Annotated in this window: 22 protein-coding genes and 3 tRNA genes; 11 read left to right on the forward strand and 14 right to left on the reverse strand. The window is 73.7% G+C overall.

Features of this window, described 5'->3' with window-relative positions; translation table 11 throughout:
- Nucleotides 1-30: 30 nt before the first annotated feature.
- The 4 genes from ACFY15_RS21825 to ACFY15_RS21840 all read right to left on the reverse strand — a co-directional run bounded on the left by ACFY15_RS21825 (nt 31) and on the right by ACFY15_RS21840 (nt 5,647).
- A complete protein-coding gene (locus tag ACFY15_RS21825) occupies nt 31-1,953 on the reverse strand; it encodes an ABC transporter ATP-binding protein (protein ID WP_390689105.1) in 1,923 nt (640 codons plus the stop codon).
- Nucleotides 1,950-3,683: an ABC transporter ATP-binding protein gene (locus tag ACFY15_RS21830; protein ID WP_390689106.1), complete on the reverse strand. Its 1,734-nt coding sequence runs from the start codon at nt 3,681-3,683 to the stop codon at nt 1,950-1,952. The genes ACFY15_RS21825 and ACFY15_RS21830 overlap by 4 nt, the downstream gene beginning before the upstream one ends.
- A 187-nt stretch (nt 3,684-3,870) precedes the next feature.
- Complete coding sequence (locus ACFY15_RS21835) at nt 3,871-5,307, reverse strand: FGGY-family carbohydrate kinase (protein WP_390825965.1); 1,437 nt, start codon at nt 5,305-5,307, stop codon at nt 3,871-3,873.
- Between the two features lie 40 nt (nt 5,308-5,347).
- Nucleotides 5,348-5,647 (reverse strand): YtxH domain-containing protein, encoded by a 300-nt coding sequence (locus ACFY15_RS21840; protein WP_390825966.1) that lies wholly within the window; start codon nt 5,645-5,647, stop codon nt 5,348-5,350.
- A gap of 146 nt (nt 5,648-5,793) precedes the next feature.
- Here ACFY15_RS21840 and ACFY15_RS21845 point away from each other — a divergent pair.
- The 3 genes from ACFY15_RS21845 (at nt 5,794) to ACFY15_RS21855 (ending at nt 6,205) form a co-directional block, all read left to right on the forward strand.
- Nucleotides 5,794-5,866 (forward strand) — tRNA-Asn (locus tag ACFY15_RS21845).
- 5 nt (nt 5,867-5,871) lie between these two features.
- Nucleotides 5,872-5,944: transfer RNA gene (locus ACFY15_RS21850), tRNA-Asn, on the forward strand.
- A 184-nt stretch (nt 5,945-6,128) separates the two neighbouring features.
- Nucleotides 6,129-6,205, forward strand: a tRNA-Ile gene (locus ACFY15_RS21855).
- Between the two features lie 200 nt (nt 6,206-6,405).
- Here the strand turns inward: ACFY15_RS21855 and ACFY15_RS21860 are convergent.
- Nucleotides 6,406-7,584 (reverse strand): glutamate--cysteine ligase, encoded by a 1,179-nt coding sequence (locus tag ACFY15_RS21860; protein WP_390689109.1) that lies wholly within the window; start codon nt 7,582-7,584, stop codon nt 6,406-6,408.
- 245 nt (nt 7,585-7,829) lie between these two features.
- Here ACFY15_RS21860 and ACFY15_RS21865 point away from each other — a divergent pair, with 245 nt between their 5' ends.
- Nucleotides 7,830-9,083, forward strand: a complete 1,254-nt coding sequence (locus ACFY15_RS21865; protein WP_390825967.1) for an MFS transporter — start codon at nt 7,830-7,832, stop codon at nt 9,081-9,083.
- A gap of 400 nt (nt 9,084-9,483) precedes the next feature.
- On the opposite strand, the gene ACFY15_RS21870 is transcribed toward ACFY15_RS21865, so the two are convergent.
- From ACFY15_RS21870 to ACFY15_RS21880, 3 genes are all read right to left on the reverse strand, one after another.
- Nucleotides 9,484-10,836 carry a carboxyl transferase domain-containing protein gene (locus tag ACFY15_RS21870; protein ID WP_390825968.1) on the reverse strand — a complete coding sequence of 451 codons (1,353 nt, stop codon included), beginning with the start codon at nt 10,834-10,836 and terminating at the stop codon, nt 9,484-9,486.
- Nucleotides 10,837-11,405: 569 nt separating this feature from the next.
- Nucleotides 11,406-12,971: a GAF domain-containing protein gene (locus tag ACFY15_RS21875; protein WP_390689169.1), complete on the reverse strand. Its 1,566-nt coding sequence runs from the start codon at nt 12,969-12,971 to the stop codon at nt 11,406-11,408.
- 284 nt (nt 12,972-13,255) lie between these two features.
- A complete protein-coding gene (locus tag ACFY15_RS21880) occupies nt 13,256-14,293 on the reverse strand; it encodes a rod shape-determining protein (protein ID WP_390689112.1) in 1,038 nt (345 codons plus the stop codon).
- A gap of 222 nt (nt 14,294-14,515) precedes the next feature.
- On the opposite strand from ACFY15_RS21880, the gene ACFY15_RS21885 reads away from it, so the two are divergent.
- Complete coding sequence (locus ACFY15_RS21885; protein WP_390689113.1) at nt 14,516-14,839, forward strand: hypothetical protein; 324 nt, start codon at nt 14,516-14,518, stop codon at nt 14,837-14,839.
- 13 nt (nt 14,840-14,852) lie between these two features.
- Here ACFY15_RS21885 and ACFY15_RS21890 read toward each other — a convergent pair whose 3' ends face one another.
- A complete protein-coding gene (locus tag ACFY15_RS21890; protein WP_390689114.1) occupies nt 14,853-15,446 on the reverse strand; it encodes a hypothetical protein in 594 nt (197 codons plus the stop codon).
- Nucleotides 15,447-15,524: 78 nt separating this feature from the next.
- On the opposite strand from ACFY15_RS21890, the gene ACFY15_RS21895 reads away from it, so the two are divergent.
- Nucleotides 15,525-16,208, forward strand: coding sequence for a hypothetical protein (locus tag ACFY15_RS21895; RefSeq protein ID WP_390825969.1), 684 nt, complete (start codon nt 15,525-15,527; stop codon nt 16,206-16,208).
- Between the two features lie 27 nt (nt 16,209-16,235).
- Here ACFY15_RS21895 and ACFY15_RS21900 read toward each other — a convergent pair whose 3' ends face one another.
- Nucleotides 16,236-16,658, reverse strand: coding sequence for a MarR family winged helix-turn-helix transcriptional regulator (locus ACFY15_RS21900; protein ID WP_390689116.1), 423 nt, complete (start codon nt 16,656-16,658; stop codon nt 16,236-16,238).
- 165 nt (nt 16,659-16,823) lie between these two features.
- Here ACFY15_RS21900 and ACFY15_RS21905 point away from each other — a divergent pair, with 165 nt between their 5' ends.
- The 3 genes from ACFY15_RS21905 (at nt 16,824) to ACFY15_RS21915 (ending at nt 19,692) form a co-directional block, all read left to right on the forward strand.
- The gene (locus ACFY15_RS21905) at nt 16,824-17,846 is read left to right on the forward strand and encodes an NADP-dependent oxidoreductase (protein WP_390689117.1); all 1,023 of its coding nucleotides are present in this window, start codon (nt 16,824-16,826) and stop codon (nt 17,844-17,846) included.
- A gap of 300 nt (nt 17,847-18,146) precedes the next feature.
- Entirely contained in the window at nt 18,147-18,572 is a 426-nt protein-coding gene (locus ACFY15_RS21910; protein ID WP_390689118.1) for an organic hydroperoxide resistance protein, read from the forward strand.
- 70 nt (nt 18,573-18,642) lie between these two features.
- Nucleotides 18,643-19,692, forward strand: coding sequence for an EI24 domain-containing protein (locus tag ACFY15_RS21915; RefSeq protein ID WP_390689119.1), 1,050 nt, complete (start codon nt 18,643-18,645; stop codon nt 19,690-19,692).
- Nucleotides 19,693-19,710: 18 nt separating this feature from the next.
- On the opposite strand, the gene ACFY15_RS21920 is transcribed toward ACFY15_RS21915, so the two are convergent.
- Nucleotides 19,711-20,613 carry an NAD(P)-dependent oxidoreductase gene (locus tag ACFY15_RS21920; protein WP_390689120.1) on the reverse strand — a complete coding sequence of 301 codons (903 nt, stop codon included), beginning with the start codon at nt 20,611-20,613 and terminating at the stop codon, nt 19,711-19,713.
- 98 nt (nt 20,614-20,711) lie between these two features.
- Here ACFY15_RS21920 and ACFY15_RS21925 point away from each other — a divergent pair, with 98 nt between their 5' ends.
- The gene (locus ACFY15_RS21925) at nt 20,712-21,047 is read left to right on the forward strand and encodes a winged helix-turn-helix transcriptional regulator (protein ID WP_390689170.1); all 336 of its coding nucleotides are present in this window, start codon (nt 20,712-20,714) and stop codon (nt 21,045-21,047) included.
- Here ACFY15_RS21925 and ACFY15_RS21930 read toward each other — a convergent pair.
- The 3 genes from ACFY15_RS21930 to ACFY15_RS21940 are packed head-to-tail and all read right to left on the reverse strand — an operon-like array spanning nt 21,044 to nt 23,527.
- The gene (locus ACFY15_RS21930) at nt 21,044-21,760 is read right to left on the reverse strand and encodes a carbon-nitrogen hydrolase family protein (protein ID WP_390689121.1); all 717 of its coding nucleotides are present in this window, start codon (nt 21,758-21,760) and stop codon (nt 21,044-21,046) included. The genes ACFY15_RS21925 and ACFY15_RS21930 overlap by 4 nt on opposite strands.
- A 5-nt stretch (nt 21,761-21,765) precedes the next feature.
- Nucleotides 21,766-22,896 carry a low temperature requirement protein A gene (locus tag ACFY15_RS21935; RefSeq protein WP_390689122.1) on the reverse strand — a complete coding sequence of 377 codons (1,131 nt, stop codon included), beginning with the start codon at nt 22,894-22,896 and terminating at the stop codon, nt 21,766-21,768.
- Between the two features lie 55 nt (nt 22,897-22,951).
- The gene (locus ACFY15_RS21940) at nt 22,952-23,527 is read right to left on the reverse strand and encodes a TetR/AcrR family transcriptional regulator (RefSeq protein WP_390689123.1); all 576 of its coding nucleotides are present in this window, start codon (nt 23,525-23,527) and stop codon (nt 22,952-22,954) included.
- 166 nt (nt 23,528-23,693) lie between these two features.
- Between ACFY15_RS21940 and ACFY15_RS21945 the strand changes: the two genes are divergently transcribed.
- Complete coding sequence (locus ACFY15_RS21945) at nt 23,694-26,183, forward strand: beta-glucosidase (protein WP_390689124.1); 2,490 nt, start codon at nt 23,694-23,696, stop codon at nt 26,181-26,183.
- Nucleotides 26,184-26,275 lie beyond the last annotated feature (92 nt).

The following is a 26,275-nucleotide window of genomic DNA, read 5'->3' on the forward strand; positions in this document are numbered from 1 at the left end:
GACGCCCCCACCGCTCGCGCGTGACCCGGGTCAGTCGACCTCGGCCACCGCCTGCGCGAACTGCGCCGCGTACAGCCGCGCGTACGCGCCGTCCGCGTCCAGCAGCTCCTGGTGCGTGCCCTGCTCGACGATCGAGCCGCTCTCCATCACCAGGATCACGTCGGCGTCGCGGATCGTCGACAGACGGTGCGCGATCACGAAGGACGTACGGCCGTGCGCCAGGCGGGCCATCGCCTTCTGGATCAGCACCTCGGTACGGGTGTCCACCGAGCTCGTCGCCTCGTCCAGCACGAGGATCACCGGGTCCGACAGGAACGCCCGGGCGATCGTGATCAGCTGCTTCTCGCCCGCGCTGACGCCCGCGCCCTCGTCGTCGAGCACCGTGTCGTAGCCGTCGGGCAGCGTACGGACGAACCGGTCCGCGTGCGCCGCCCGCGCGGCCTCCTCGATCTCGGCGCGCGTGACCTCGCGGGAGGCGCCGTACGCGATGTTCTCCGCGATGGTCCCGCCGAACAGCCAGGTGTCCTGGAGGACCATGCCGATCCCGGAGCGCAGCTCCTCGCGGGTCATCTTCGCGATGTCCACCCCGTCGAGGGCGATCTCGCCGCCGGTGACCTCGTAGAACCGCATCAGCAGGTTGACCAGGGTGGTCTTGCCCGCGCCGGTCGGGCCGACGATCGCGACCGTCTGGCCCGGCTCCACGCGCAGCGACAGGTCCTCGATCAGCGGCTTGTCCGGCTCGTAGCGGAACGCCACCTTGTCGAGGACGACCTGTCCGCGCAGCTCCTCCGGACGCTCCGGGACCTCGGCGTCCGGCTCCTGCTCGGGCGCGTCCATCAGCTCGTACACCCGCTCCGCCGAGGCGACGCCGGACTGCACCAGGTTCGCCATCGACGCCACCTGCGTCAGCGGCATCGAGAACTGGCGCGAGTACTGGATGAACGCCTGCACGTCACCGATCGACAGGTTGCCCGAGGCCACCCGCAGACCGCCGACGACCGCCACCAGCACGTAGTTGATGTTCGAGACGAAGAACATCACCGGCTGCATGATGCCGCTGACCAGCTGCGCCTTGAACGAGGCCCGGTACAGCTCCTCGTTCTGCTCGGCGAAGACCTCCGCCGACTCCTTCTGCCGCCCGAAGACCTTCACCAGCGCGTGGCCGGAGTACATCTCCTCGATGTGGGCGTTCAGCGTGCCGGTGCTCTTCCACTGGGCCACGAACTGCGGCTGCGACTTCTTGCCGATCTTCGCCGCGACCACCATGGCCACCGGTACGGTCGCCAGCGCGACCAGCGCCAGCAGCGGCGAGATCCAGAACATCATCGCCAGCACGCCGACGATCGTCAGCAGCGAGTTCATCAGCTGACCCAGCGTCTGCTGGAGGGTCTGCCCGATGTTGTCGATGTCGTTCGTCGCCCGGCTCAGCACCTCGCCGCGCTTCTGCTGGTCGAAGTACGACAGCGGCAGCCGCGACAGCTTCGCCTGGAGCTCCTCGCGCATCCGGTACACCATGCCGTTCTGCACGAGGTTCGACAGCCTCGTCGCGACCAGCATCAGCAGGGCCGCCATGACGAAGACCGCCAGCGCCCAGAGCGACACGACCCCGACGGCGCCGAAGTCGATGCCCTCGCCCGGCGTGAAGTCGGTGCTCGCCAGCATGTCCGCCATGCCGCCGTGCCCCTGGGCGCGCAGCCCTTCCAGCGCCTGCTCCTTGGTGAGGCCCTCGGGCATCTCCCGGCCGACGATCCCCGCGAACACCAGGTCCGTGGCCTCGCCCAGGATCTTCGGCCCGACCACCGAACAGGCGACGCTGCCGACCACGGCCGCGACCATGCCCCACAGCTTCTTCTTGTCCCTCGCCAGCTGCCCCAGCAGCCGCTTGCCCGACCCCTTGAAGTCCATGGACCTCTGGGGCGAGCCCATCATCATCCGTCCTCCGGGCCCGCTCATGCGGCCTCCGCCTCCGTCAGCTGGGAGAGCACGATCTCCCGGTAGGTCTCGTTGCCGGCCATCAGCTCGTGGTGGCGGCCCTCGCCGACCACCTGGCCCTCGTCGAGGACGATGATCCGGTCGGCGTCGCGGATCGTGGAGACCCGCTGGGCGACGATGACCACCGTCGCCTCCTCCGTCTCACGGGCCAGCGCCGCGCGCAGTGCCGCGTCCGTCGCGTAGTCCAGGGCCGAGAAGGAGTCGTCGAAGAGGTAGATCTCCGGGCGCTGCACCAGCGTGCGGGCGATCGCCAGGCGCTGGCGCTGGCCGCCGGAGACGTTCGTCCCGCCCTGGGTGATGGGGGCTTCGAGGCCGTGCTCCAGCTCGGAGACGAAGTCCTTGGCCTGGGCCACCTCCAGGGCCCGCCACAGCTCCTCGTCCGTCGCGTCCGGACGGCCGTAGCGCAGGTTCGAGGCGACGGTCCCGGAGAACAGGTACGGCTTCTGCGGGACCATGCCGACCGTCCGGGCCAGCAGCTGCGGGTCCAGCCGGCGCACGTCCTCGCCGTCGACGAGCACCTCGCCGCCCGTCGCGTCGAACAGCCGGGGCACCAGGCCCAGCAGTGTGGACTTGCCGCTGCCGGTGGAGCCGATCACCGCCGTCGTCTCGCCGGGGCGGGCCACCAGGTCCACCCCGCGCAGCACCGGCGCCTCGGCGCCCGGGTAGTGGAAGTCGGCGCCGCGCAGCTCCAGCCGGCCGCGCAGGGACACCGAACGCACCGGGTCCACGGGCGGGACCACGCTGGACTCGGTGTCCAGGACCTCCTGGATGCGCTCCGCGCAGACCTCGGCGCGCGGCACCATCATGAACATGAAGGTGGCCATCATCACGGCCATCACGATCTGCATCAGGTAGGCGAGGAAGGCCGTCAGCTGGCCGATCTCCATCTCCCGGCCGTCGACGCGCATCGCGCCGAACCAGATGACGGCCACGCTGGAGATGTTCACGACCAGGATGACGACGGGGAACATCAGCGCGAGCAGCCGGCCCGAGGCCAGCGAGACGCCCGTCAGCTCGGTGTTCGCCCCGCGGAAACGCTCCTCCTCGTAGCCGTCGCGGACGAAGGCGCGGATCACGCGGTTGCCGGTGATCTGCTCGCGCAGCACCCGGTTGACCACGTCGAGACGCTCCTGCATCCGGCGGAACAGCGGACGCGTCTTCCAGACGATCGCGCCGACCGAGATGCCCAGCACCGGGACCACGGCGAGCAGCACGCCCGACAGCTTCACGTCCAGGGAGAGCGCCATGGCGATGCCGCCGATGCACATGATCGGCGCCGAGACCATCAGCGTGAAGGTCAGCAGCGCCAGCATCTGGACCTGCTGGACGTCGTTGGTCGTACGGGTGATCAGCGACGGCGCGCCGAACTGGCCCAGCTCGCGGGCGGAGAAGCTCTGCACCCGGTCGAAGACGGCGGCCCGGAGGTCCCGGCCCAGCGCGGCGGCGGTCCGCGCACCGAAGTAGACGGCCCCGACGTTGCAGACGAGCTGGACGAGCGAGACACCGAGCATCAGTGCGCCGAAGCGCAGGATGTAACCCGTGTCACCGCTGACGACACCGTGGTCGATGATGTCGGCGTTGAGCGTGGGCAGGTAGAGGCTCGCACTGGTCTGCAGGAGTTGCAGCAGCACCAGTGCGGCGATGGGTTTCCGGTGCGGACGCAGGTACGTCCGCAGAAGTCGTATGAGCACGCGCAGGCTCCGGTAGGCAAGATCGAGGGGGTTCACTCCATCTTGTGCCAAGCGCAGGCTTGATCCCTACCGCTTTTCGCAAAACCGGGTCAAAAGGCGGAGGCCTCTTCATGCCAAGGTCCCCTTGCTGCCAGAACCCGCACGCGCAAAGCCTTGCGGACCGGGCGCGCATGCTGTCACTTCCCGCTCAGAAGGCCCCCGGGTGCAGTTGCTCCCGCGTCGCGACGTACTGATGGCGCACCGCCTGCCAGGCCGCGAACTCCTCGCCCGGCTCGAAGACCTGCGCGGCCGGCGCCGGCCACAGCGGCGGGGTGTGCGGGGCCAGCGTGCCCTGCCGCACCCCGAGCGCCCACGCCGCCTGCCGGGCCGCGCCCAGCGCCGCGTAGTCCGCCGGGGCGGGCACGACGACCTGCGTCCCGAACAGCCCCGGAGCGGCGGCCTGTACGGCGGGCAGCTCGGCCGCCGCGCCCAGCAGGAACACCCGCCGGATCCCCACGCCCCGGTGCCGCAGCACGTCGAGGGCGTCGACCAGCCCGCACAGCATCCCCTCGAACGCGGCCCGCGCCAGGTGCTCCGGCTTCATGGAGTCCCGGCGCAGCCCGGACAGGGTCCCGGCGGTGTGCGGCAGGTTCGGGGTGCGCTCCCCCTCCAGGTACGGCAGGAGCACGAGCCCGTGGGCGCCCGGCGTCGACTTCAGCGCGAGCGCGCTCAGCCCCTCCAGGTCGGTTCCCAGCATGTCGGCGGTGCCGCGCAGGGTCCGTACGGCGTTGGAGGTGTTCACCACCGGCAGGTGCATGCCGCCGGCGTCGGCGAGGGAGGTGATCAGGCCGCCCGGCTCGGCCAGCGCCTCGTGGTGCACGGCCATCACCGAACCGGTGGCCCCCAGCGAGACCACCGCGTCCCCCGGCCCCAGGCCCAGCCCGAGCACGGCCGCCGTGGTCTCCCCGGTCCCGGCGGAGATCAGCAGCCCTTCCGGGGTCATCCCGGCCGCGTCGCACGGGCCGAGGACCTCGGGCAGCAGCGCCTGGTGGCCGAGCGCCAGCTCGACCAGGTCCGGCCGGTAGGAGCCGGTGGCCGCCGACCAGTACCCGGTCCCGGAGGCGTCGGCCCGGTCGGTGGTGCGGCGGGCGGGCCGGCCCAGCAGCTGCCAGACGAGCCAGTCGTGCGGGGACATCAGCACCGCCACCCGGCGCGCGGCCTCGGGGTCGGTACGGGCCAGCCAGGCGAGCTTCACGATCGGCTGCGCGGGGTGCGGGACCGAGCCCACGGCCGCCGTCCAGGCGGCCTTGCCGCCGAGCGCCTCGACCAGGTCGGCCGCGGCGACCTGCCCGCGCCGGTCGTTGCCGACCAGGGCGGGCCCGACCAGCCCGCCCTGCGCGTCCAGTGCCAGCAGGCCGCGCCGCGCGGAGACCCCGATGGCCTGGACGCCCTCCAGCAGCCCGCCGCCGGCGGCCTCGCCGAGGGAGAGCAGCCAGGCCTGCGGGTCGGTCTCGTGGGGGACCGCCTCGCCCGCCTGCTGCGGATGGGGTGCGTAGCCCTGGCGCAGTACGGCGCCCGTGTCCGTGTCGCAGACGACGATGCGAGTGAAGGTGGAAGAGCTGTCCAGCCCGGCGACTATCCCCATGCGGAGAATTCTGCCCCACCGAACGGCCCTGCCAGGAGGGTCAGGTGTTGCTGGTTCCCCACTCGTCCTCGGACCCCTGCCGCCGGTCCCGCAGTCCGGGCACCCGCCTGGCCACCGAGGGCGGCAGGGCGTCGCCGACCCTGCCGCCGACGGCGGTGAACGCCTTGCCCGCGAACGCCCGCCCGTTCTGCCCCGCCGTCTCGGCGGCGTTGCGCACCACCGGGTTCTGCGCGAAGCGCCGGGCGGACTTCTTCATCTCCTCGTACCGCTCGCGCCCCGCGGCGGTTCCCACCACGTAGCCGAGGACCACTCCGGCGAGGAACGTGACCTTGTACCGCATGCCTGTCACCCTTCGTCGTGTCGGTGCCCGGCCGGCTGGCGATACCGATTGGCGGAGCACCCCCCTGCTTGCGCTAATCTATGACTCGCAACGGGCGCTCGCCCCCCGGCAAGGCCGGAGGTGGGCTGTTCGTGGCACCGCAGCAATCCCCTGTAGCTCAATTGGCAGAGCAGCCGGCTGTTAACCGGCAGGTTACTGGTTCGAGTCCAGTCGGGGGAGCGCGGTCCCCTGTAGCTCAATTGGCAGAGCAGCCGGCTGTTAACCGGCAGGTTACTGGTTCGAGTCCAGTCGGGGGAGCAGGAAGGGAAGAGGACCCGGTCGGGTCCTCTTTCTTTTTACCCCGGATCTGGAACCGGGCAGCTTCCAGCGCGGTCTCTCTGGACATGCGAAGCCGATCATGCGGGGCATCCGAAGCAGGAGATCGTATGAGCGGCTATGCTGCGGCAGACGGCGCGCACACATGTACGCGCCACGCCGTGAAGGGGCGGTAGCTCAGCCGGTTAGAGCAGCGGACTCATAATCCGTCGGCCGTGGGTTCGAGTCCCACCCGCCCCACCACGAGGCCCGTGTCGCAGAAACGTTGCGGCTGGTGTCGTCGGCGTCATCGGTGCCCCTGCCCAGGCCTGGGTGGGGGCACTTCTCCGTTTCGGGACGACACGGGTCCCGCCGATGTCGCCCGTGACGTCCCCGAGGCGCGCGAAGGGGCCGCAGGCGTGCGCGTCGGTGCCTGCGGCCCCGTGTGCCGGCGGCGGCCGGGGTCAGAACTTCTCCGTCTCCTCCACCAGGTGGCGCAGGACGTCCGTCAGGTCCTGGCGGCGGGCGAACGCCGAGCGCTGACGGGCCGCGCCCGAGCCGTCGCGCAGCAGTCCGCCCAGGGTCTTCGCCGCGTGGTCCAGGTCGCCGGCGGCGGCCAGGTCCGGGGCGACCAGGTCGAGCAGGGCCTCCGCCAGGTCGGCCGCCGGGAGCTCGGCGCCCGTGTACGGGTCCAGGCCGAATCCCTCCAGCCCGTCGTGCGCCGCCCGCCACCGCGCGAGACGCAGTACCTCGTCCCGTACGGGCCGTTCGGGCCGCTGCTCCGCGATGTCGCGCAGCGCCGAGGAGACCAGGGCGCGGCCCAGCTCGGCCTGGAGCACGGCCGTGTCGATGTCCGGGGACATGTCGGGCGCCCGGATCTCGAGCGTGGGCCAGTTTCCGGAGGGGCGGAGGTCCCAGTAGACCATCTTGGTGTCCAGGGCGGCCCCGGAGCCGAGCAGGGTCTGCACCGATCGCCGGAAATGGGCCGTGGACGGGAAGTGCGGCGGCGGGCCCGCCGAGGGCCAGCCCGCCCAGGCCATCGCCCGCCAGCTGGAGTGGCCGGTGTCACGGCCGTTCCAGAAGGGGGAGTTGGCCGCCAGCGCGATCAGCGTGGGCAGCCAGGGCCGGACCCGGTTGGACACCGCCACCGCGGTGTCCACGTCGAGGGTGCCGATGTGGATGTGGCGGCCGCAGCTGACCAGGGTGTCGGTCAGCGCGCCGAAGCGGCGGTGCTGCTCGCGCTGGCGCGGCTCGTCGTCGGTCAGGTGCAGCGGCCCTTCGACGGCCACGACGGGCGAGGGCGCGGCCAGCAGGCGGCAGCCGTGCTCACGGGCCGCCGCGGCGAGGGTCCGCCGCAGGGCGGCGAGCTCCTCGCGCAGGCCGGTCGCCGAGTCGGCGACCGGGGTGGAGATCTCCACCTGGTACCGGGTCCCCTCGGGATGCAGCTGCTGGGGGAGCCCGGCCGCGGTGGCGAGGACGAGCGGCGCGGCCGGGACGACCCGAAGGGTGCGGTCGTCGACGAGCAGGAACTCTTCCTCGACCCCGACCGTGAGGGGGGTGGTGACACCGCTCGCGGTGTGCAGGGCGTGGCCCGCGGGGCCGGTGTCACTGGTGCTCGTGGTGCTGTTGCCAGGATCGATCACTACGCCTCCCTGGACATACGAGTCTTTCATCATGAGCCGAACAGGCGCCCGGGACGCAACGTCGATCCGGTCAAATGTCGGGTGATAATGGCGAGTTAGCGGCAAGACCGATCGCGCACTGAAACCACCGGTCCGGGTGGGTCGCGCGGTGCGGGTGTGCGGTCGCGCGCTGCGCGCGCGTGATGCCCGTACGAACGCCCTCCGGGCTCCAGGAGCGCCCTAGAAAGGTCCGGTTACCATCCCGTGTGACCGGTACCGCCTCCCCGACCCGACCGAAGCGGCGCATACTCGCCGACCTGACACCGCTGCGCACCTCCGCCCACTACAGACGGCTGTGGGTGGGCGGCACCATCTCCTGGATGGGCCAGGCCATGACGGCCCTGGCGATCTCGCTCCAGGTCTACGAGATCACCGGCTCCAGCTTCTCCGTCGGGCTGGTCGGCCTCTTCTCCCTCGTCCCGCTCGTCGCCTTCGGCCTGTACGGCGGAGCCATCGCCGACACCGTGGACCGGCGCAAACTCGGCCTCTACAGCCAGATCGGGCTCACCGTCCTGTCCGCCGGCCTGGCGGCCGCGGCCCTGCTCGACTACCACCGGGTCTGGCTGCTCTACACCGTCGTCGCCCTCCAGGCCGTCTGCGGGGCGCTGAACGGGCCGGCCCGCTCGGCCATGATCCCGAAGCTGCTGCCGCCCGAGCAGCTTCCCGCCGCGAACGCGCTGGGCTCCGTCACCATGACCTCCGGCACCATGCTCGGCCCGGTGCTGGGCGGGCTGATCGTCGGCTGGTGGGGCTACCAGGCGGCCTACCTGATCGACGTCGTGACCTTCGTCGCCGCCCTCTATGCCATGTGGCGGCTCCCCGCGATGCTTCCGGAGGGGCGCAAGGGGCGGGCCTCGGTGATGGACGGGCTGCGTTTCCTCGGGACCACGCCCAACATCCGGATGACCTTCTTCTCCGACATGGCCGCGATGATCTTCGCCCAGCCGAAGGCGCTGTTCCCGGCCATCGCCGTCCTCTGGTACGGCGGCGACGCCAAGACCGTCGGCCTGCTGGTCGCCGCCCCCGCCGTGGGCGCGCTGCTCGGCGGGCTGTTCTCCGGCTGGCAGGGGCGGATCCGGCGGCACGGGCTGGCGATCCTGCTGTCCGTCGCCGCGTGGGGGCTGGCCATCGCCGTGTTCGGACTGACCCGCAACCTCTGGCTGGGGCTGCTCTTCCTCGCGCTGGCCGGGTGCGCCGACACCATCTCGATGGTGTTCCGCTCCACGATGATGCAGACCGCGACCCCGGACGGGATGCGGGGCCGGCTCCAGGGCGTGTTCATCGTCGTCGTCGCGGGCGGGCCCCGCCTCGGCGACTTCCTGGCCGGAACCGTGGGCGACCTCGCCTCCCCGACCGTCGCCGTCACCGGCGGCGGCCTCGCGTGCGTGGCCGTCCTGGGGCTGCTGGCCGCGCGGTGGCGGTCCTTCGCCCGGTACGACTCCCGGTCGCCGCAGGCGTAGGGGGGACGGGGCCGGGGCCCGGCTGTGAACGGGAGCCGGCGGGTGCGCCGCGCCGTCAGCGGGTCCCGGGGCCTGCCGGCACGCTCCACCACCAGCGGCAGCAACCTCTGCCGCCACCTGACGGGATGGACCACGCCGCCGGACACCCTGCCGTGGGCGTACCGCTCCGTCGAGGGCGACCTCCACGAGCTCTTCGGACGTCGCCCGCGAGAGGCCGGCGACCGCCTCGGCCGACGGCGGGACGTCCGTACCGGACAGGGCGTCGCGGAGTGCCTGCCGGACGTGGGGATCGCCGCCCGGGCCCCAACGGCCGGGGCCGGGGTCGAAGAGGCCGGGCATCTTCGCGACGGCGCCTCGGTCATGTGCCATGGCGCCGGTCTCCCGGGATCCGCGGTCCGGCCTACGCGCGGGCCTCCGGGCCGACGACGCCCCGCGCCACGCCGAGGTCCACCAGGTCCTGGGGGCGGATGCGGAGCTGGTCCGCCGTGGCGGGGGCCTCCTCGGCGGGGCGCTTGAGAATGGCCGCCGCCAGCTCGGGGGCGATCACCGAGAAGTAGCTGTCCGGGGTCACCCATGTGTTGCCCGGCGCGGCCAGGGCGAGAGCCCCGCCCGAACCGCCCTCGCCGATCAGCAGGGTCGTCACCGGGACGGTCGCTGCCGCGACCGCCGCGAAGCAGTCCGCGATGGCCGGACCGGCGCCCGCGTGCTCGGCGGCGGCGTCGTTGGCCGCGCCCGGGGTGTCGACCAGGGTGAGCACGGGGACGCCGAGCCGGTCCGCGAGGCGGATCACGCGGGCCGCCGTACGGTAGCCCGCCGGGCGGGTGGCGGTGCCGCACTGGGCCGCGTACGCCACCGCCCGCCCCTCCCGCAGCCCGAACCCGCACAGCATCCCGGCGTCGAAGGCCCCGGCCCGGTCCCCGCGCAGCGGCAGCCGCAGCCCGAAGTACGCGTCCAGGTACGCCTCCGCCCGGGGGCGCTCGGGGCGCCGGGCCTGCCGGACGGCGTCCCAGCCGGTCAGCGGGGGCGTGACGACACCCAGCGCGGCCGGGGGCTCGACGCGGACGCCCGCCCGGGGCGCGGCCAGCACCCGCAGCCAGTCCCCGACCGCCGCGGGCAGCTCCGCCGGGGGGACGACGGCGTCGACGTGCCCGGCGGCGTACTGCCCCTCGGCGGTGTACGCCGCCGGATCGGCGTCCGCCGGCCGCACCCGGGACCCGGCGAAGCCGACCTGCGCCCCGGGCAGCGCCAGCACCACGTCGGCCCCCGCTCCGAGGGTGGCCCAGCCGCCGCCGGTGGTGGGGTCGCGCAGCACCGCGATCTGCGGGAGCCCGGCGGCCCGGGTCAGCACGCACTGGCGGGCCACGCGCTGGAGCTGCGCCAGCGCGAGCATCCCCTCCTGCATGCGGGAGCCGCCGGTGGCGATCAGGGAGACCAGCGGCAGGCGGCGCTCGCGGGCGTGCGCGTACGCGGCCTCCAGCCGGTCGCCGGTACGCCGGCCGAGGCTGCCCCCGAGGAACCCGAACTCGAAGGAGACGAGGGCGGCCTCGTGCCCGCCGATGCGGGCGGTCCCGGTGACGACGGACTCCCGCTCCCCGGTCCGCGCCCCGGCCCGGGCCCGCGAGGCGTCGTACCCGGCCCAGCCGAGCGGCCCGTCGTCGTCGGGGTACTCCGCGGCGGGCGCGGGCAGCTCGGCGAAGCTCCCGGGGTCGGTCAGGGCGGCGATGGCGGCACGGGCCGAGAGACGGGTCGTCACGCGGCCAGGGTAGGCGGTGGGCGCGGCGTACGGGGGCCCGTGGCGGAGGCCCGCCACTGCCCGCGCGGGGTGCCGGGGCCATGGCGGGGTCTCGGCCGGACGTCCCTGCCCATGGCCAGGCCCGGACGGCCGGTTGACGCCGAGACATGGGAAGCGCGTAGCGATCCGATGCGCCTGTCCGCCCCGGATGCCTTCCTGATCGGCATTTCGTGCAGGCAGCGGCCCCAGGCGGGCGTCTGACGCCGAGACGGGAGGAGCGCGTGGCGATCCGATGCGTCGGGCGGTGCCGCTTGAGGCCTGTGGCCGGCCCGGACGCCCGGCGAGGCGGCCCCGACGACCTCGTCTGATTCCTGGTCCTGCCGCATGTCCATCACCGAACCGTGCCGTCCCTCCGGGAACCCCCCGAGCCCTCCCCGGACCGCCCGGCCGAGGTCCCGCCCTTCCCGGTCCCGCCCCGCGGTGCGGAGCCGACCCGGCGGGACTCCGCCCCCGGCCCACCCAGCCGCAGACGGGGAGCCGGGCGGCCATGGGAGTCGGGTGTGCCAAAGGAGACGGCCCGCACCCCCCTGCTACAGCCCCGACTCCCACGTCACCGTCGTTCCCCGGGAGCCCGCGTCCGTGTCGCCGTCGTCCGAGACCGTGAGGCGGACGCGGGACGGGGTGGCGTCCACCTCGACCGCGATCGCCGTGACCCCGCTGCGGCGGTGGGCCGCTGCCAGGGCGCTGCGGAGGGTGGCCAGGAGGGCGTCCGTCACCCGGTCAGGGAGCAGCGCGTCGACCGCCCCCGCGAAGTGGACCGACGGCTGGAAGCCCAGCAGGACGGCGGCTCCGCCGGTTTCCCGCAGCACCCGTCCCCGGAAGGTCGTCGGGGCGTCCGTCGGAGGCTGCTGGAGGGCGAAGATGGCCGTGCGGACCTCCTGGATGGTGGAGTCGAGCTCGTCCACGGCCCGGCTCAGCTCGTCGCCCACGTCCGCCACGTCCCCCGTCGGCGCGTTCGAGGACCGCCGCCGGGTGCTCTCCAGCATCATCTCCGTCGCGAACAGCCGCTGGACCACGAGATCGTGCAGGTCGCGGGCGATGCGGTCGCGGTCCTCGTAGACGGCGAGCTGCTCGCGGTCGTGCTGCGCGTCCGCCAGGACGAGTGCCAGCGCCGCCTGCGAGGCGAACTGCGAGGCCAGCAGCCGGTCGACGGCGTCGTACGGGCGCCCGCCCCGGGCTCTGGGCAGGGCGAGGGTGCCGATCAGCTGGCCGCCGCTCTGGAGGGGGAGCATCATGCTCGGCCCGAACCGCTTGCGGACGTGCGTGGTCATCCGGGGGTCGGTCGACGAGTCCTCTATGAAGACGGGTTCTCCGCCCAGCAGTTGCACCAGTACGGGCGAACCCGGCGCGATGGTGGTGCCGATCAGGTCGCCGGGGTCCCCGTGCGTGGAGGCGGCCACGATCTCCATGCCGCCCTCCGGGGTCGGCTGGAGCACCACGCCGGCCGCCGCGTCCGCCAGCAGCCGGGCCCGTTCGGCGACGCACATCAGGGCGTCGGCCGCCGGCCGCCCCGCCAGCAGGGTGGTGGTCACGGCGGCCGCGCCCTCGATCCAGCGCTCCCGGCGGCGGGCGGTCTCGAACAGTCGGGCGTTGCCGATCGCTATCCCGGCCTGCGAGGCCAGGACCCGCACCAGGGTGAGGTCCTCGTCCGTGAAGGGGCCGCCGCCGGCCTTCTCCGTGAGGTAGAGATTCCCGAAGACCTCGGTGTGCACCCTGATCGGCACGCCGAGGAAGCTGCGCATGGGCGGGTGCCCGGGCGGCAGGCCGGCCGAGCGGGGGTCCTGCGCGAGGTCGTCCAGCCGCAGCGGCCGGGGGTCGGTGATCAGCGCGCCGAGCACGCCGCTGCGGCCGTCGGGCAGCCGGGGGATCGCCGCCCGTTCGGCCTCGGTCATCCCGGAGGTGAACAGCTGGGTGAGCCTGCCGCGCTCCGGGTCGACGACCCCGAGCGCTCCGTACCGGGCCCCGCACAGCTCGGTGGCGGAGTCCACGACGTGCTGGAGGGTGGCCTGGAGCTCCGGCTCCGAGCCGACGCTGAGGACGGCGTCCAGCAGCACCGGGAGGCCGGACGGCGTCGCGCCGGCCACCAGCCCGCCCACCCCGGACTCCGGCCCGGGCTCCGGCTCGGGCTCCGGCTCGGCACCGGACTCGGGCTCGGTCCCGGACTCCGGCTCGGCACCGGACTCGGGCTCGGCACCGGACTCGGGCTCGGCCCCGGACCCCGGCTCGGCACCGGACTCGGGCTCGGCACCGGACTCCGGCTCGGAGCCCGAACCCGAACCCGGACCCGGCTCGGTCCCCGGACGGGAACCCTGCACGGACCCCGGCTCGTTCGCCGGCACGGACCCCGGACCACCCGTCCCTTCGGCGGCAGGCTCCTGCCTCATTCGGCCAGCGGGTTGAGGACCATCGGGGCGATCTTCCCTTCGAGCATCGCGCCGAGACCCATGACGGCGCACACGTCGGGCCGTTCCGCGATGGCCACGGGCATTCCGGTCGAATCCCTCAGCATCTGGTCCAGCCCCGGCAGCAGGGCGCTGCCGCCCACCATCATGATCCCCCGGTCCGTCAGGTCCGCGACCAGGTCCGGCGGGCAGTCGCGCAGTACCTTGCCGATGCCGTCGAGGACGGCCGTCAGCGGGGTGTGGATGGCGTCCCGGACGGCAGCCGTGTCCACGTGGACGGAGCGGGCCAGCCCGGTGGCCACGTCGCGGCCGTGGATCAGGGTCGAGGCGGGCCCGTCGGAGGTGATGCCGTTGCCGTGCAGGGCCAGCTGGAGGGGGCGGACGGCCTGGCTCGGCAGCATCAGCTCGTGGGCGTGGCGCAGGTGCTGGACCACCGCGTGGTCGATGGCCTCGCCGCCGACGGGGATCCGCTCGGCGGTGACGATCGAGCCGAGGGAGAGGACCGCGACCTGGGTGGCCGCCGCCCCGCACACCATGATCATCGTCGCGGTCGGCTGCTCCACGGGCAGGCCGCAGCCGACGGCCGCCGCGATCAGGGTGTCGACCAGTTCGACGCGCCGCGCGCCCAGTCCGACCATCGTCTCGACGGCCGCGCGCTGGGCCAGCGGGTCGGCGTCGTGCGGGGTGCAGCAGGCGGCACGCAGTCGGGGCTTGCGGCGCAGGGCCCGGCGCAGCTTCTCGCCGAGGAGGTGACGCAGCATCCGCTGGGCCATCTCGATGTCGACGACGGTGCCGCCGGAGACGGGGCGCACGACGCGGATGTAGTCGGGTGTGCGGCCCGTCATCCGCTCGGCGAAGGTGCCGACGGCGATGAGGGCGCCGGTACGGGTGTTGACGGCGGCGACGCTGGGTTCGTCGACGACCAGTCCGGCTCCCTTCACGTAGACGCGGGTCCTCGCGGCCCCCAGGTCGACGGCGACGTGGCAGCGGCGCAACTGCTCAAGACTGACGGTCACGGCAGGTCCTCCCGAGAGCGCTGGTACAGAAGGGGACCGGCGGACGCCGGTCGCATTTCATATCTTCTCGGGTTAATAGGGCATACCGCCTGCTGGAATGCTCCGGCCGGGGCGCGTCGTGCGGGGCGGACGTGCTGCACGGGGGTGGATTTCTGTACCGACAGGCAGCAGCATGCGCGCACCGTCCGCGCTACCCGTGCGTAACAAGGTATAGGGGACCAGATGCTGACGCCCCGCCAGAGGTTCCTGGCACTCCTGACCCTCTGCCTCACCCTGCTCGCGCTCGTCCCGGCCCAGGCTGCGGCCGCCCGCACGGCCGCCGCGGCCCGCAATCCGGTGGTGTTCGTCCACGGCCACAACGCCGATCCGGGCGTCTGGGGTTCCCTCCGCGCGGACTTCGTGGGCCACTCCTTCGGCTCCCTCGTCGGCCGCTGGTGCGTCAAGTGCGGCGGCGGAACGGCGACCGTGGACCACTGGATCTCGCCGGCCGGCCCCCACCACCGCACCTCCACCGCCTGGGGCGTCCGCGCCTTCCTCCGCTCCTGAGGCCGGGCCCTGGCTAGGCCGCCCCCTCCCCCGCCGGCTGCACCCGCTGGAGCAGGCCGTACGTGAACTCCGCCACCAGGGCCCGCCCCGACGCGGTGAACGCCAGCCGCCAGCGCGTCGGCGCGGTGCCCTCCATCGGCCGGGCCGGAGCGAAGGCCCGGGCCACCTCGTCCACCGTCGCCGACCAGGGCAGCAGATCCGCGTCCGTCTCCAGTACGGGCCCCCGCGCGCCCGGGGCCCGCACCAGCCACTCGTTCCACACCGCCCCGTCCGGCGCCGCCAGCACCTCGAACCGCAGCTCCGGCCAGAGCGGCACCGGCCACAGCAGCGCCTCGCACTCCAGGTCCCCGATCCGCCGCGGCTCCGCCGACTCCGGCGGGCCCAGCGCCGACCGGTAGCGGGCCAGTGCCCCGCGCGACCGGGGGGAGCGGACCATCGCCTGCCAGCGCCGGTTGGCCTCCCGCTGCTCGGCGAGGGTGGCGCCCAGCCGCAGCCGGGCCGCCTCCGCGAGATCCGGCTGGAAGTCCGCCATCCTGCGCAGCAGCACCAGCTGGAAGGAGTCCGGCCCGAAGGCTCCCGGGCGGCTCGGACGGGGGGTCGCGGTCATGGAAGCCACGATTCCACACAGGATCCTCACGCTCCCGGAATACTTATGTTGCCGGGGACCGCATAGCCTGCGGGCGCCATGAACTACTTCTGCCCCGCCTGCCAGAGACACCTCAACGGCGCGCTCGCGTGCGCGGGGTGCGGGACCCCGGCCGAGTACCTGTCGGCCGCCGCGCCCGGCGCGCCGGCCCCGGCCCCCGAGCCGCAGCCCGCGCTGGCCGAGGTGTTCGCGGACTCCCTCGTCGTGCTGACCGCCCCCCACGGGGGCCGGGCCGGCACGCGCAAGCGCGCGGCCACCCGCCGCAGGCGCGGGCGGACGGCCCTGGCCGTCGGGCTGGGGCTGGTGCTCGCGGCCGGGGGCTCGATCGCCGTGGCCCGGATCGTGGGCGACGACGAGGGGGTCAACCGGGCCGACGAGGTGGTGCTCACCGACAACGGGCCCAAGCAGCCCGACGCCCTCCCGAGCGAGGCCCCCGCCGCGCCCTCGGCCCTGCCGAAGGCCCCGGGCGGGGCGGCGAAGACGGCCCGGCCCAGCGCGAGCCCGAGCGGGTCGGCGCAGCCGGGGCCGAGCGGGAGCGCCTCCGCCCCGACGGGGACCCCTTCGCAGAAAGGTTCCGGCGGTGGGGCGACCGTACGGCCGACGGGATCGGGGAAGCCGTCGGCCGGCACCTCCGGCACGGCGCACCCGAGTCCGACGAAGACCAAGCAGGGCAAGCCGACGCCGCAGCCGACCGACACCTGCGTGTTCTGGATCTTCTGCTGAGCGGGCCGGGCCGACGGGCCCCGGGTCTCAGTCCAGCATCCGCTTGAGCAGATCCCGCAAGGTCGTGCGTTCCTCGGCGGAGAGCCCGGCCAGCGGCTCGCGCGCGAAGTCCAGCGACTCGCGCAGCCGCTCCGCCGTCTCGGCCCCCTCCCCGGTGGGCGCGGCGAGCTTCACCCGGCGGTCGGCCGGGTCCGGACGGCGTTCGACCAGGCCGCGGGTCTCCAGCCGGTCGATGATGCCGGTGACGTTGGACGGCTCGCAGCGCAGCTTCTGCGCGATGCGGCGCATGGGCAGCGGCTCCAGCGACAGCAGCGTCAGGACCTTCGCCTGGGCGCCGGTGAGCTGGTGGCGGGCGGCCGCCTCCTCGTACTCCATGTGGTAGCGGGCCACGACGTCGCCGATGAGCTCGACGACCTCGACGGTCACTGGGTCTGCGCGACGACTGGGCATGGGACCAGCGTACCCATTTGCTTGACAACATGAAATATCCAGGAGCATGGTTGTTTCAGGTCGTGAAGCAATTCTCCGGCTTCCGCGGTCCTCCATGGTCCGTGGTCTCCGGCGTTCCCGCTTCCCGTCCCCACCGCGTTCCCCACCCTCTTTCTGGAGCCCCTCATGTCTCAGATCCCCGCCGTCAGCCGCGAATGGCACCTCGTCCGCCGTCCGCAGGGCTGGCCCGTGGCCGAGGACTTCGCCCTCCGTGAGGTGCCCGTGTCCGCCGAGCCCGGCGCCGGCCGGATCCTGGTCCGCAACCTCCACATGTCCGTGGACCCGTACATGCGCGGCCGGATGAACGAGACCAAGTCCTACATCCCGCCCTTCCAGCTCGACGAGCCGATGCAGGGCGGCGCGGTCGGCGAGGTCGTCGCCTCCGACGCGGAGGGCTTCGAGGTCGGTGACCACGTCCTGCACATGCTGGGCTGGCGCGAGTACGCCGAGCTCGACGCGAAGCACGCCACCAAGGTCGACGCCTCCCTCGCCCCCCTCTCCGCCTACCTCGGCGTCCTCGGCATGCCGGGCCTGACCGCTTACGCGGGCCTCTTCGCGGTCGCCTCGTTCAAGGAGGGCGACTCCGTCTTCGTCTCCGGTGCGGCGGGCGCGGTCGGCGGCCTCGTCGGCCAGTTCGCGAAGATCAAGGGCGCCTCGCGGGTGATCGGCTCCGCCGGCTCGGACGAGAAGGTGACCCTCCTCACGGAGAAGTACGGCTTCGACACCGCCTTCAACTACAAGAACGGCCCCGTCGCGAAGCAGCTGAAGGAGGCCGCCCCCGAGGGCGTCGACGTCTACTTCGACAACGTCGGCGGCGACCACCTCGAAGCGGCCATCTCCGAGATGAACGTGCACGGCCGTGCCACCCTGTGCGGTGCGATCGCCGGCTACAACGACACCGAGCCCGCCCCGGGCCCGCGCAACCTCATGATGGTCATCGGCAAGCGCCTGCGCCTCCAGGGCATCCTGGTCGGGGACCACGCCGCCCTCCAGCCGCAGTTCGTCAAGGACGTGGCCGGCTGGCTGGCCTCCGGCGAGCTCCGCTACGACGAGACGGTCGTCGAGGGCGTCGAGAACGCGCCCGAGGCCTTCCTCGGAATGCTGCGCGGCGAGAACACCGGAAAGATGATCGTCACGTTCACCCGCTGAGCGGAGGATGCCCCGGCCGTCGGGCCGGGGCACTCCAGGAGACCCGCGTGTGCGGAGCGGTGTCCCCCCGGGACAAGGACTCCGCACGTCCTGCTCGCCCGGGCTGGTCCGGCCCCGGGTGGTGCCGATGGCGGAAGACCTGGCCGGGCGCTGCCCGGCCAGGCGGCGTGAGCCAGGAATCCCCCCACCGGGTTCGGAGAAACCCTCCCTCGGGCAGGGGAGCGGGCAACCGTTAGGCTCCCTCCATACCGTCGCGATCGTGGGCGCGAGTCGCGGCGTCTATCCGGAGGATCCACTTTCATGTCCATCACCCAGTCCGACGTCGCGTACACGGCCGTCGCCACCGCCGAGAACGGCCGCGACGGCCGCGTCGCCACCGACGACGGACAGCTCGACGTCGTCGTGAACCCGCCGAAGGAGCTCGGCGGCAGCGGCGCCGGCACCAACCCGGAGCAGCTGTTCGCCGCCGGCTACAGCGCCTGCTTCCAGGGCGCCCTCAGCGTCGCGGCCCGCAACGAGAACGTCGACGTCACCGGCTCCACCGTGACCGCCGAGGTCGGCATCGGCAAGAACGACGAGGGCTTCGGCATCATCGTCAAGCTCACCGCCTCGATCCCGAACGTGGATGCCGCCGTCGCGAAGGACCTGGTCGAGAAGGCCGACCGGATCTGCCCGTACTCCAAGGCGACCCGCGGCAACATCACGGTCGAGCTGAACGTCGCCTGACGTTCCCGCGCCGCAGCTCCACGAAGGCCGCACCCCCCGGGGGGTGCGGCCTTCGCCGTAAACTGGCCGCATGCGTGATCTTGCGGGGGGTTTCCGGTACCTGTGGGCCGGACAGAGATGGGTGTTCGCCAACGGCCGCTGGCTGGGCTTCGGCCTGCTGCCGGGCCTGGTCTCGCTGGTGCTCTACGGCGCCGCGCTGACCGGCCTCTTCTACGGGGCCGACGACTTCACCGCCTGGGCGACGCCGTTCGCCTCGGACTGGTCCTCGCCATGGCTCGGGCTCTTCCGCGGGTTCCTGACGGCCCTGGTCGTCTCCCTCGGGCTCTTCCTCTCGGTGATCACCTTCACCGCGGTGACCCTGCTGGTCGGCCAGCCCTTCTACGAGTCCCTCTCGGAGCAGGTCGACCGCACCGAGGGCGGTGAGGTCCCGGAGTCGGGGCGCTCGTTCTGGGAGGACCTGTGGATCTCCGCCCGGGACAGCCTGCGGCTGCTGGTGCGGGTGATGCTCTACGGGATCCTGCTGTTCGCCCTCGGGTTCATCCCGGTGGTCGGGCAGACGGTGGTCCCGGCGATCGGCTTCGGCGTCTCCGGCTTCTTCCTCGCCCAGGAGCTGACCTCGGTCGCCCTCCAGCGACGCCGGGTGGACCTCGACGAGCAGCTCGTCCTGCTGCGCGGGCGGCGCGCTACGGCGCTCGGCTTCGGGGTGCCGCTGGTGCTGCTGTTCCTGATCCCGTTCGTCGCGGTCTTCCTGATGCCGGGCGCGGTGGCGGGGGCGACCCTGCTGGCGCGGGACCTGGTGGGGGCCGACGGCTCCGAGGACGACGCGCGGGACGAGGAAGGCGGCCAGGACGGCACCGCCGCCCCGGCCCAGGCGGGGCCGTACGGGGCCGCGGGGCCCTACGGCCCGGGCTACGCCCAGGCCCCGGGCCAGGCGTACCCGCCGGCGCCCGGCCAGGGCTACGGCGGTCAGGGCTACGCCCCCGCTCCGGGCCAGGGCTACGGGCAGCAGGCGCCCGCGTACGGTCAGCCCCCGGTCCAGGGGCACGGCTACGGCCAGGCCCAGGGGCCGGGGCTGGGGCAACCGGGCGGGTACCGGCCGGACCCGCGGTCCTACTCCTGACGCCGGGCCCCGGGTGCGTCAGCGCCCGGACCCGCGCCGCAGCAGGGTGATCGCCCCCACCGTGTCCTCGCCCGCGTGGGCGGCCGGGTCGGCGTCCAGCCGCTCCTTCATCAGCTTCAGGTACGGCTCGATCAGCTCCGCGCTGACCCCCTGGTCGGCGGCGGTGCGCAGCAGCGTGCCGCTCGCCGTGACCTGCATGGCCAGGTTGGACACCACCCCGGTGGTGAAGTCCCGGGAGGTCAGCCGCTCGGCGGCGTTCCCGACGAAGAACCCCATCGCGCCCAGCCACTCCGACAGCAGCGGTGCCAGGTCCTGCGGGGCGATGTCCTCGCCCTCGATCAGCGCGTAGGCGTGCGAGATCCCGGCGAACAGCCCGTTCATCGCGCTCAGCAGCGCCACGTCGTGCAGGGCCGCGTGGCCCGGGTCCGTGCCGACGAAGCGGGCGCCGGCCGGGACCTCCAGGGTCGCGCGGTGGGTGTCGAAGAGGGCGCGGGAGCCGCTGTAGAACACGTATCCGCCGGCTTCGGGGACGCCGATCATCGACGGGGTGGCCATGATCCCGGCGTCCAGGAAGCGGGCGCCGCGCTCCTCGGCCCAGGCGGCCCGGGCCCGGCCCTCGGCGGGCGTGCCGGTGGTGAGGCTGACCAGGTCCTTGCCGGTCAGGTCGATCCCGTCCAGGACGGAGCCGATGCTCGCGTCGTCCAGCAGACAGAGCACGATCAGGGTGTTCGCGGCGACGGCCCCGGCGGGGCTCGCGGCGACGGCCGCGCCTTCGGCGGCCAGGGGCTGCGCCTTGGCGGGGGTGCGGTTCCAGACGGTCAGGGGGTGCCCGGCGGCGAGCCAGGTACGGGCGAGGGCGGTGCCCATGTCGCCGAGGCCGAGCAGGGTGAGCGGGCGGTGCGCGGTGTCGTTGTCGGTCATGCCGTTTAGCCTGGTGACAGGCTGACGGTTGCTCAAGTACGCACTTCGGAGTGGGTGGTTACCTCGAGGTGAGCGAGCAGGTGGGAGGGGTGGGCGGGATGGCGCTGACGCGCAGGCCGGGCGCGGACCACTGCGGGATCGCCGCGGCGATGTCGGTGATCGACGGAAAATGGAAGGTCTCGATCCTGTGGGAGCTGGACCAGCGCCCGGGCCTGAGGTTCGGTGAGATGCGCCGCCTGGTGCCCGGGGTGTCGGAGAAGGTCCTCGCGGCGCAGCTGCGGGAGCTGGAGACGGACGGCATAGTCCACCGCGAGGTCTACGACGAGGTCCCGCCCCGGGTGGAGTACTCCCTGACCCCGCTCGGCCGGGAGCTGAACGGGGCCCTGGAGTCCCTGGGGGAGTGGGGCGCCAAACACCTGCTGCCGGATCACTAGGCGGGGAGGACGTCCGCCGTGGCCACCGTCGGGGTGTGGGCGTCCGCCTCGGCGAGGAGGGTGCCGTCGGGGGACCAGATCGCCGCGCCGCCGCAGCCGGTCCAGGGGCCGGCCGGGCCGACGTGGTTGGCGAGGACGACGTGGAGGCCGTGGTCCTTGGCCATGCCCGGGTAGATGGTGGCGCGTTCGGCGATGCCGCCGCCCGTGCCGTACAGGGAGCTCGCCAGGTGGACCCGGCAGCCGTCGGCCGCGCCCCGGGCGGGCAGGTCGGGGAAGTGGTTGTCGAAGCAGACGCCCAGGGAGAAGCGGATGCCGCCGAGTTCGAAGCGGCCGTCCGCGGTGCCCGGGGTGAAGGCGCCCTGTTCGTGCTGGTAGAGGTGCTGCTTGGCGTACGTGGTGAGGTGCGCGCCGGACGCGTCGTAGACCAGGGTGGCGATGGCGGGCAGCGGGTCCGGGGTGCGCAGGGCGACGTTGACGGCCACGGCGGTGCCGGACGAGCGCAGTCCGTCCAGGCGGGGGTCGTCGGCGTCGGCCATCCAGAGGGAGGGGCCCTCGGCGAGGGCTTCCAGTTCGTAGCCGGTGAGGGTGAACTCCGGGAAGACCACGAGCTCCGCGCCCCGGTCGCGGGCCTGCGCGGCGAGGGCGGCGGCCTGCGCGGCGTTGGCGGCGACGTCGCCGGGTGTGCAGGTGAGCTGTGCGGCGGCGATCTTCATGGCGCTCAGGATGCCAGGACGGCGCCGGGGAGCTGCCCGCGGCGGCGTACGAAGGCCAGCTCCACCAGGTTGAGTCCGGTCACCACGGCGGTCAGCAGTGCGAGCGCCGCCAGCGAGGGCAGCAGTACGGCCCCCGGCAGCAGGAGCAGGACGAGCGCGGCTGCGGTCAGCCGGGTCACCGACCAGGAGCGGAAGAGGTGCCAGCGGGTGTAGCCGAAGGTGGCGAGGAAGAGGGCGCAGCCCCCGTAGAGGAGGGCGGCGACGCCGAGCGGGAGCCGGGTCCCGGGGTGGGCGACGGCCTCGGCCATGCCGACGGCCACCGCGATGATGGAGGCGATCAGGGAGAGGTGCCCGTACGAGAGGACCTGCCGGGCCACGTCGGCCCGTACGGCCGCGGTCTCCAGCCCGTGCCGGACGGCGTCGGCCGCGAGGTGGAAGTACACCCACCACAGGCTGCAGACCAGGGCGAAGGCCACGGCTACGGCGGCCAGCGCGCCGGTGTCCAGCTCGGGGGAGGAGGCCACCGGGGCGCCGACGGCCACGATCGACTCGCCCAGGGCGATCATCACGAACAGACCGAACCGCTCGGCGAGGTGGCCCGAGTCGAAGCTGAGCCGGACCATGGTGCGGCGGGTCAGCCGGGGCGCGGCCAGGTCCACGGCGGCGGCCAGGGCCCACAGTCCGGTCCGGGCGGACCCGTCGAGGAAGGAGCCGGCCAGCAGCAGGGGGCCGCTGAGCAGCACCGACAGGGTCACCGGGGTGGGCCTCGGGCGGCGGCTGCGGCCGTGTGCGAGCACGGCGAGGACGAGGCGGGCTCCGAAGTAGGCGCCGGCCAGGAGCGGTCCGCGGTCCCCGAAGGCGTCGGGCAGGGCCAGGGCCATGAGGAGGCCGCACAGTCCGGCGGCGAAGAGGCCGATCCGCTCCGTCGGCCGGTCGGCGTCGTGGGTGTTGGCGTGGATCGTGTTGCCGACCCACACCCAGTAGACGGGGACGAAGACGATCAGGGCGCGGCCGGTGCCGGCCCACCCGTGGTCGTGGTGCAGCAGTGCCGAGACCTGGGTCACGGCGAAGACCAGCACGAGGTCGAAGAACAGCTCCGACCACGCGACCTTCTTCTCGTGCTCTTCCGGCTCCATGTGGTGTCCCCCCGCTCGAAGTCCGGGGGAAAGGATGCCCGGTGGGGGCGGCCGGCTACGCGCCGGGGCCCCGCAGCAGGGTCAGGAAGGAGCGGAACGCACCGGGCATGTCGACCGATTCCGGGGCGAGCAGCCACTGGTACTGGAGGCCGTCCATGACCGCCGTGAGCAGGGGGGCGGCCTGTTCCGGGGTGAGGCCCGAGGGGAGGAGCTCGCCGAACTCGGCGCGCAGCAGGGCGGCCATCTCGCCGCGCACCTGCGCGTAGCGCTCGGTGAAGAAGGCGCGGGCCGGGTGGCCGTCGGTGACGCTCTCGCCGAGCAGGGCGGAGAAGGTCTGGACGATGCCGGGCCGCATGGCGTTGTACTCCACCAGGGAGGCCAGCAGGTCCAGCCGCCACGTGTCGGCGGAGGCGCGGGAGCCGCCGCCGGTGTCCCAGCGGTCGCGCTCCTCCAGGACCGCGACCAGCAGGGCCTCCTTGGTCGGGAAGTAGTGCAGCAGGCCCTGCTGGGTGAGGCCCACGCGCTCGGCGACGGAGGCCAGGGAGGCGCCCCGGTAGCCGCGTTCGGCGATCACCTCGACCGCCGCACGGACGATCTCGCCGCGCCGCTCCTCGCTCTTGGCCCTGACCATCGCCCCGCCACACCCCTTCCGTTCGGATCCGGTCCGCAGTCGTACGACCGTACGCCATGCGTGGATCACGAAAAGATGACAAGACCTACCGTCCTACAGGGCAAGGGTCCACCATGGGCGCACCGCACCGCACCGCACCGCACCCACAGAGCGAGGAGGCACGGCCGTGACCGCTGCCGATCAGGTCCCCGACGAGCGCGCGAGCGAGCAGCTCCGCGAGGACGCCGTCGAGGCGGCCCTGGACAAGCTGGACCTCGACGCCAAGACCCGCCTCCTGTCCGGTCAGGACATGTGGTCCCTGCCCGCCCTCCCGGAGATCGGGCTGGGCTCGCTGGTCATGTCCGACGGCCCCATCGGCGTCCGGGGTGTGCGCTGGACCGCCGACGACCCCTCCGTCGCCCTGCCCTCCCCGACCGCCCTCGCCGCCTCCTGGGACCCGGTCCTGGCCCGCCGGGCCGGCCGGCTGCTGGCCCAGGAGGCCCGCCGCAAGGGCGTCCACGTCCTCCTCGCGCCCACCGTCAACCTGCACCGCTCCCCGCTCGGCGGCCGCCACTTCGAGTGCTACTCCGAGGATCCGTACCTCACGGGGGCCATCGGCACCGGCTACGTCCAGGGCGTCCAGGACGGCGGCGTCGGCACCACCGTCAAGCACTTCGTCGGCAACGACGCCGAGACCGAGCGCTTCACCGTCGACAGCGTCATCGCCCCCCGCCCGCTGCGCGAGGTCTACCTGGCCCCCTTCGAGGCCATCGTCCGCGGCGCCCGCCCCTGGGGCGTCATGACCGCCTACAACCGTGTCAACGGCACCACCATGACGGAGCACGGGCAGCTGGTGAACGGGGTCCTGCGGGGCGAGTGGGGCTTCGACGGGTGCAACGTCTCCGACTGGATGGCCGCCCGCTCCACCGCCGGCTGCCTCGACGGCGGCCTCGACGTGGCCATGCCCGGCCCGACGACCGTCTACGGGCCCGCCCTCGCCGAGGCCGTGCGGGCCGGCGGGGCGGACGCGGCCACCGTGGACGGGGCCGTGCGCAACGTCCTGCGCCTCGCCGCACGCGCCGGGCTCCTGGAGGGCGCCCCCGCCGCCGTCGCCGAGCCGCCCGCGCCGCTCGACGGGCAGGCCCTGGCCCGAGAGCTGGCCGTCCGCGGGGCCGTCCTCGTCCGCAACGAGGGCGGCGCCCTGCCGCTGGAGCGGTCCGCCGGCCGCACCGTCGCCCTGATCGGAGCCGCCGCCCGCGACGCCCGCGTCCTGGGCGGCGGCAGCGCCACCGTCTTCCCCGAGCGGGTGGTCTCCCCGCTCGACGGGCTCACCGCCGCACTGCCCGAGGGGGCCCTGGCCTACGCCGTCGGCGCCGACCCCAGCGCCGAGCCCGCCCCCGCGGGGCAGGGCTTCGAGCTGCGTGCCGTCTGCCGCGACGCCTCCGGGGCGGTCCTCGGCGAGGGCAGCCTGCCGACCGGGCAGGTCCAGTGGATCGGCGAGGACCTGCCCGAGGGGGTCTCGTACGGGACGATGGCCTCCGTCGAGGTCACCGGGACGTTCGTCCCGCGCGAGAGCGGCGAGCACGTCTTCGGCACCCGCGGGCTCGGCGCCTTCCGCCTCGCCGTCGGCGGCCGGACCCTGTGGGAGGGCGTCCAGGAGATGGGCGACGAGGCCGACCCCTTCGAGGCCTTCTTCGGCGCCCCCAGCGAGCGTGCGCGGGCCGTCCTGGCCGCCGGGGAGCCCGTCGAGGTCTCCCTCACCCACCACGTGCCCGACATGGGCGCGATGCCGCTCAAGGCGGTCATGTTCTCCCTGCTGCACCTCGGCCCCCGCCGCGACCCCGACGAGCTGATCGCCGAGGCCGTACGGGCCGCCCGCGCCGCCGACACCGCCGTCGTGGTCGTCGCCACCACCGAGCGGGTGGAGTCGGAGGGCTTCGACCGCGGCGGCCTCGGGCTGCCGGGCCGCCAGGACGACCTGGTCCGGGCCGTCGCCGCCGCCAACCCGAACACCGTGGTCGTCGTCAACGCGGGCTCCCCGGTCGAACTGCCGTGGCGCGAGGACGTCGCCGCCGTGCTGCTGACCTGGTTCCCCGGGCAGGAGGGCGGGGCCGCGCTGGCCGACGTGCTCTTCGGGGACGCCGAGCCCGGCGGGCGCCTGCCCACCACCTGGCCCGCCGCCCTCGCCGACGCGCCCGTCACCGAGGTCGTCCCCAGCGGGGGGCGGCTGGAGTACCGCGAGGGGCTGTTCGTCGGCTACCGGGCCTACGAGGCCCGGGGCGTGCGGCCCGCCTACCCCTTCGGGCACGGCCTCGGCTACACCGACTGGGCCTACGAGTCCCTGGAGGCCACCGCCGAGTCCGTCCGGGTCCGCCTCACCAACACCGGGACCCGGCCGGGCCGCGAGGTCGTCCAGATCTACCTGGCACCCGTCGCGGCTGCCTCCGACAGCGCGCGGAGCACGACCGTCGAGCGCCCCGCGAGCTGGCTGGCCGGCTTCGCGTCCGTCGCCGCCGGCCCCGGGGAGAGCGTCGAGCCGGAGATCGAGCTCCCCGCCCGGGCCTTCGAGGTCTGGGACGAGGAGGCCCACGGCTGGCGCCGGATCGGCGGCACCTACGAGGTCCGCGCGAGCCACTCGCACGCCGACACCCGGCTGACGGTCACCCTCGACCTCTAGCGGGCAAAGGGCCGCGACACGCCGGGGCGGGGGATTGGCCGGAAATCACCCTTGCCGCGGCCTGGGAACCGGGCCGGCGGCGGCCCCTGACA

It is taken from the genome of Streptomyces sp. NPDC001373, assembly GCF_042895815.1.
Classification (GTDB): domain Bacteria; phylum Actinomycetota; class Actinomycetes; order Streptomycetales; family Streptomycetaceae; genus Streptomyces.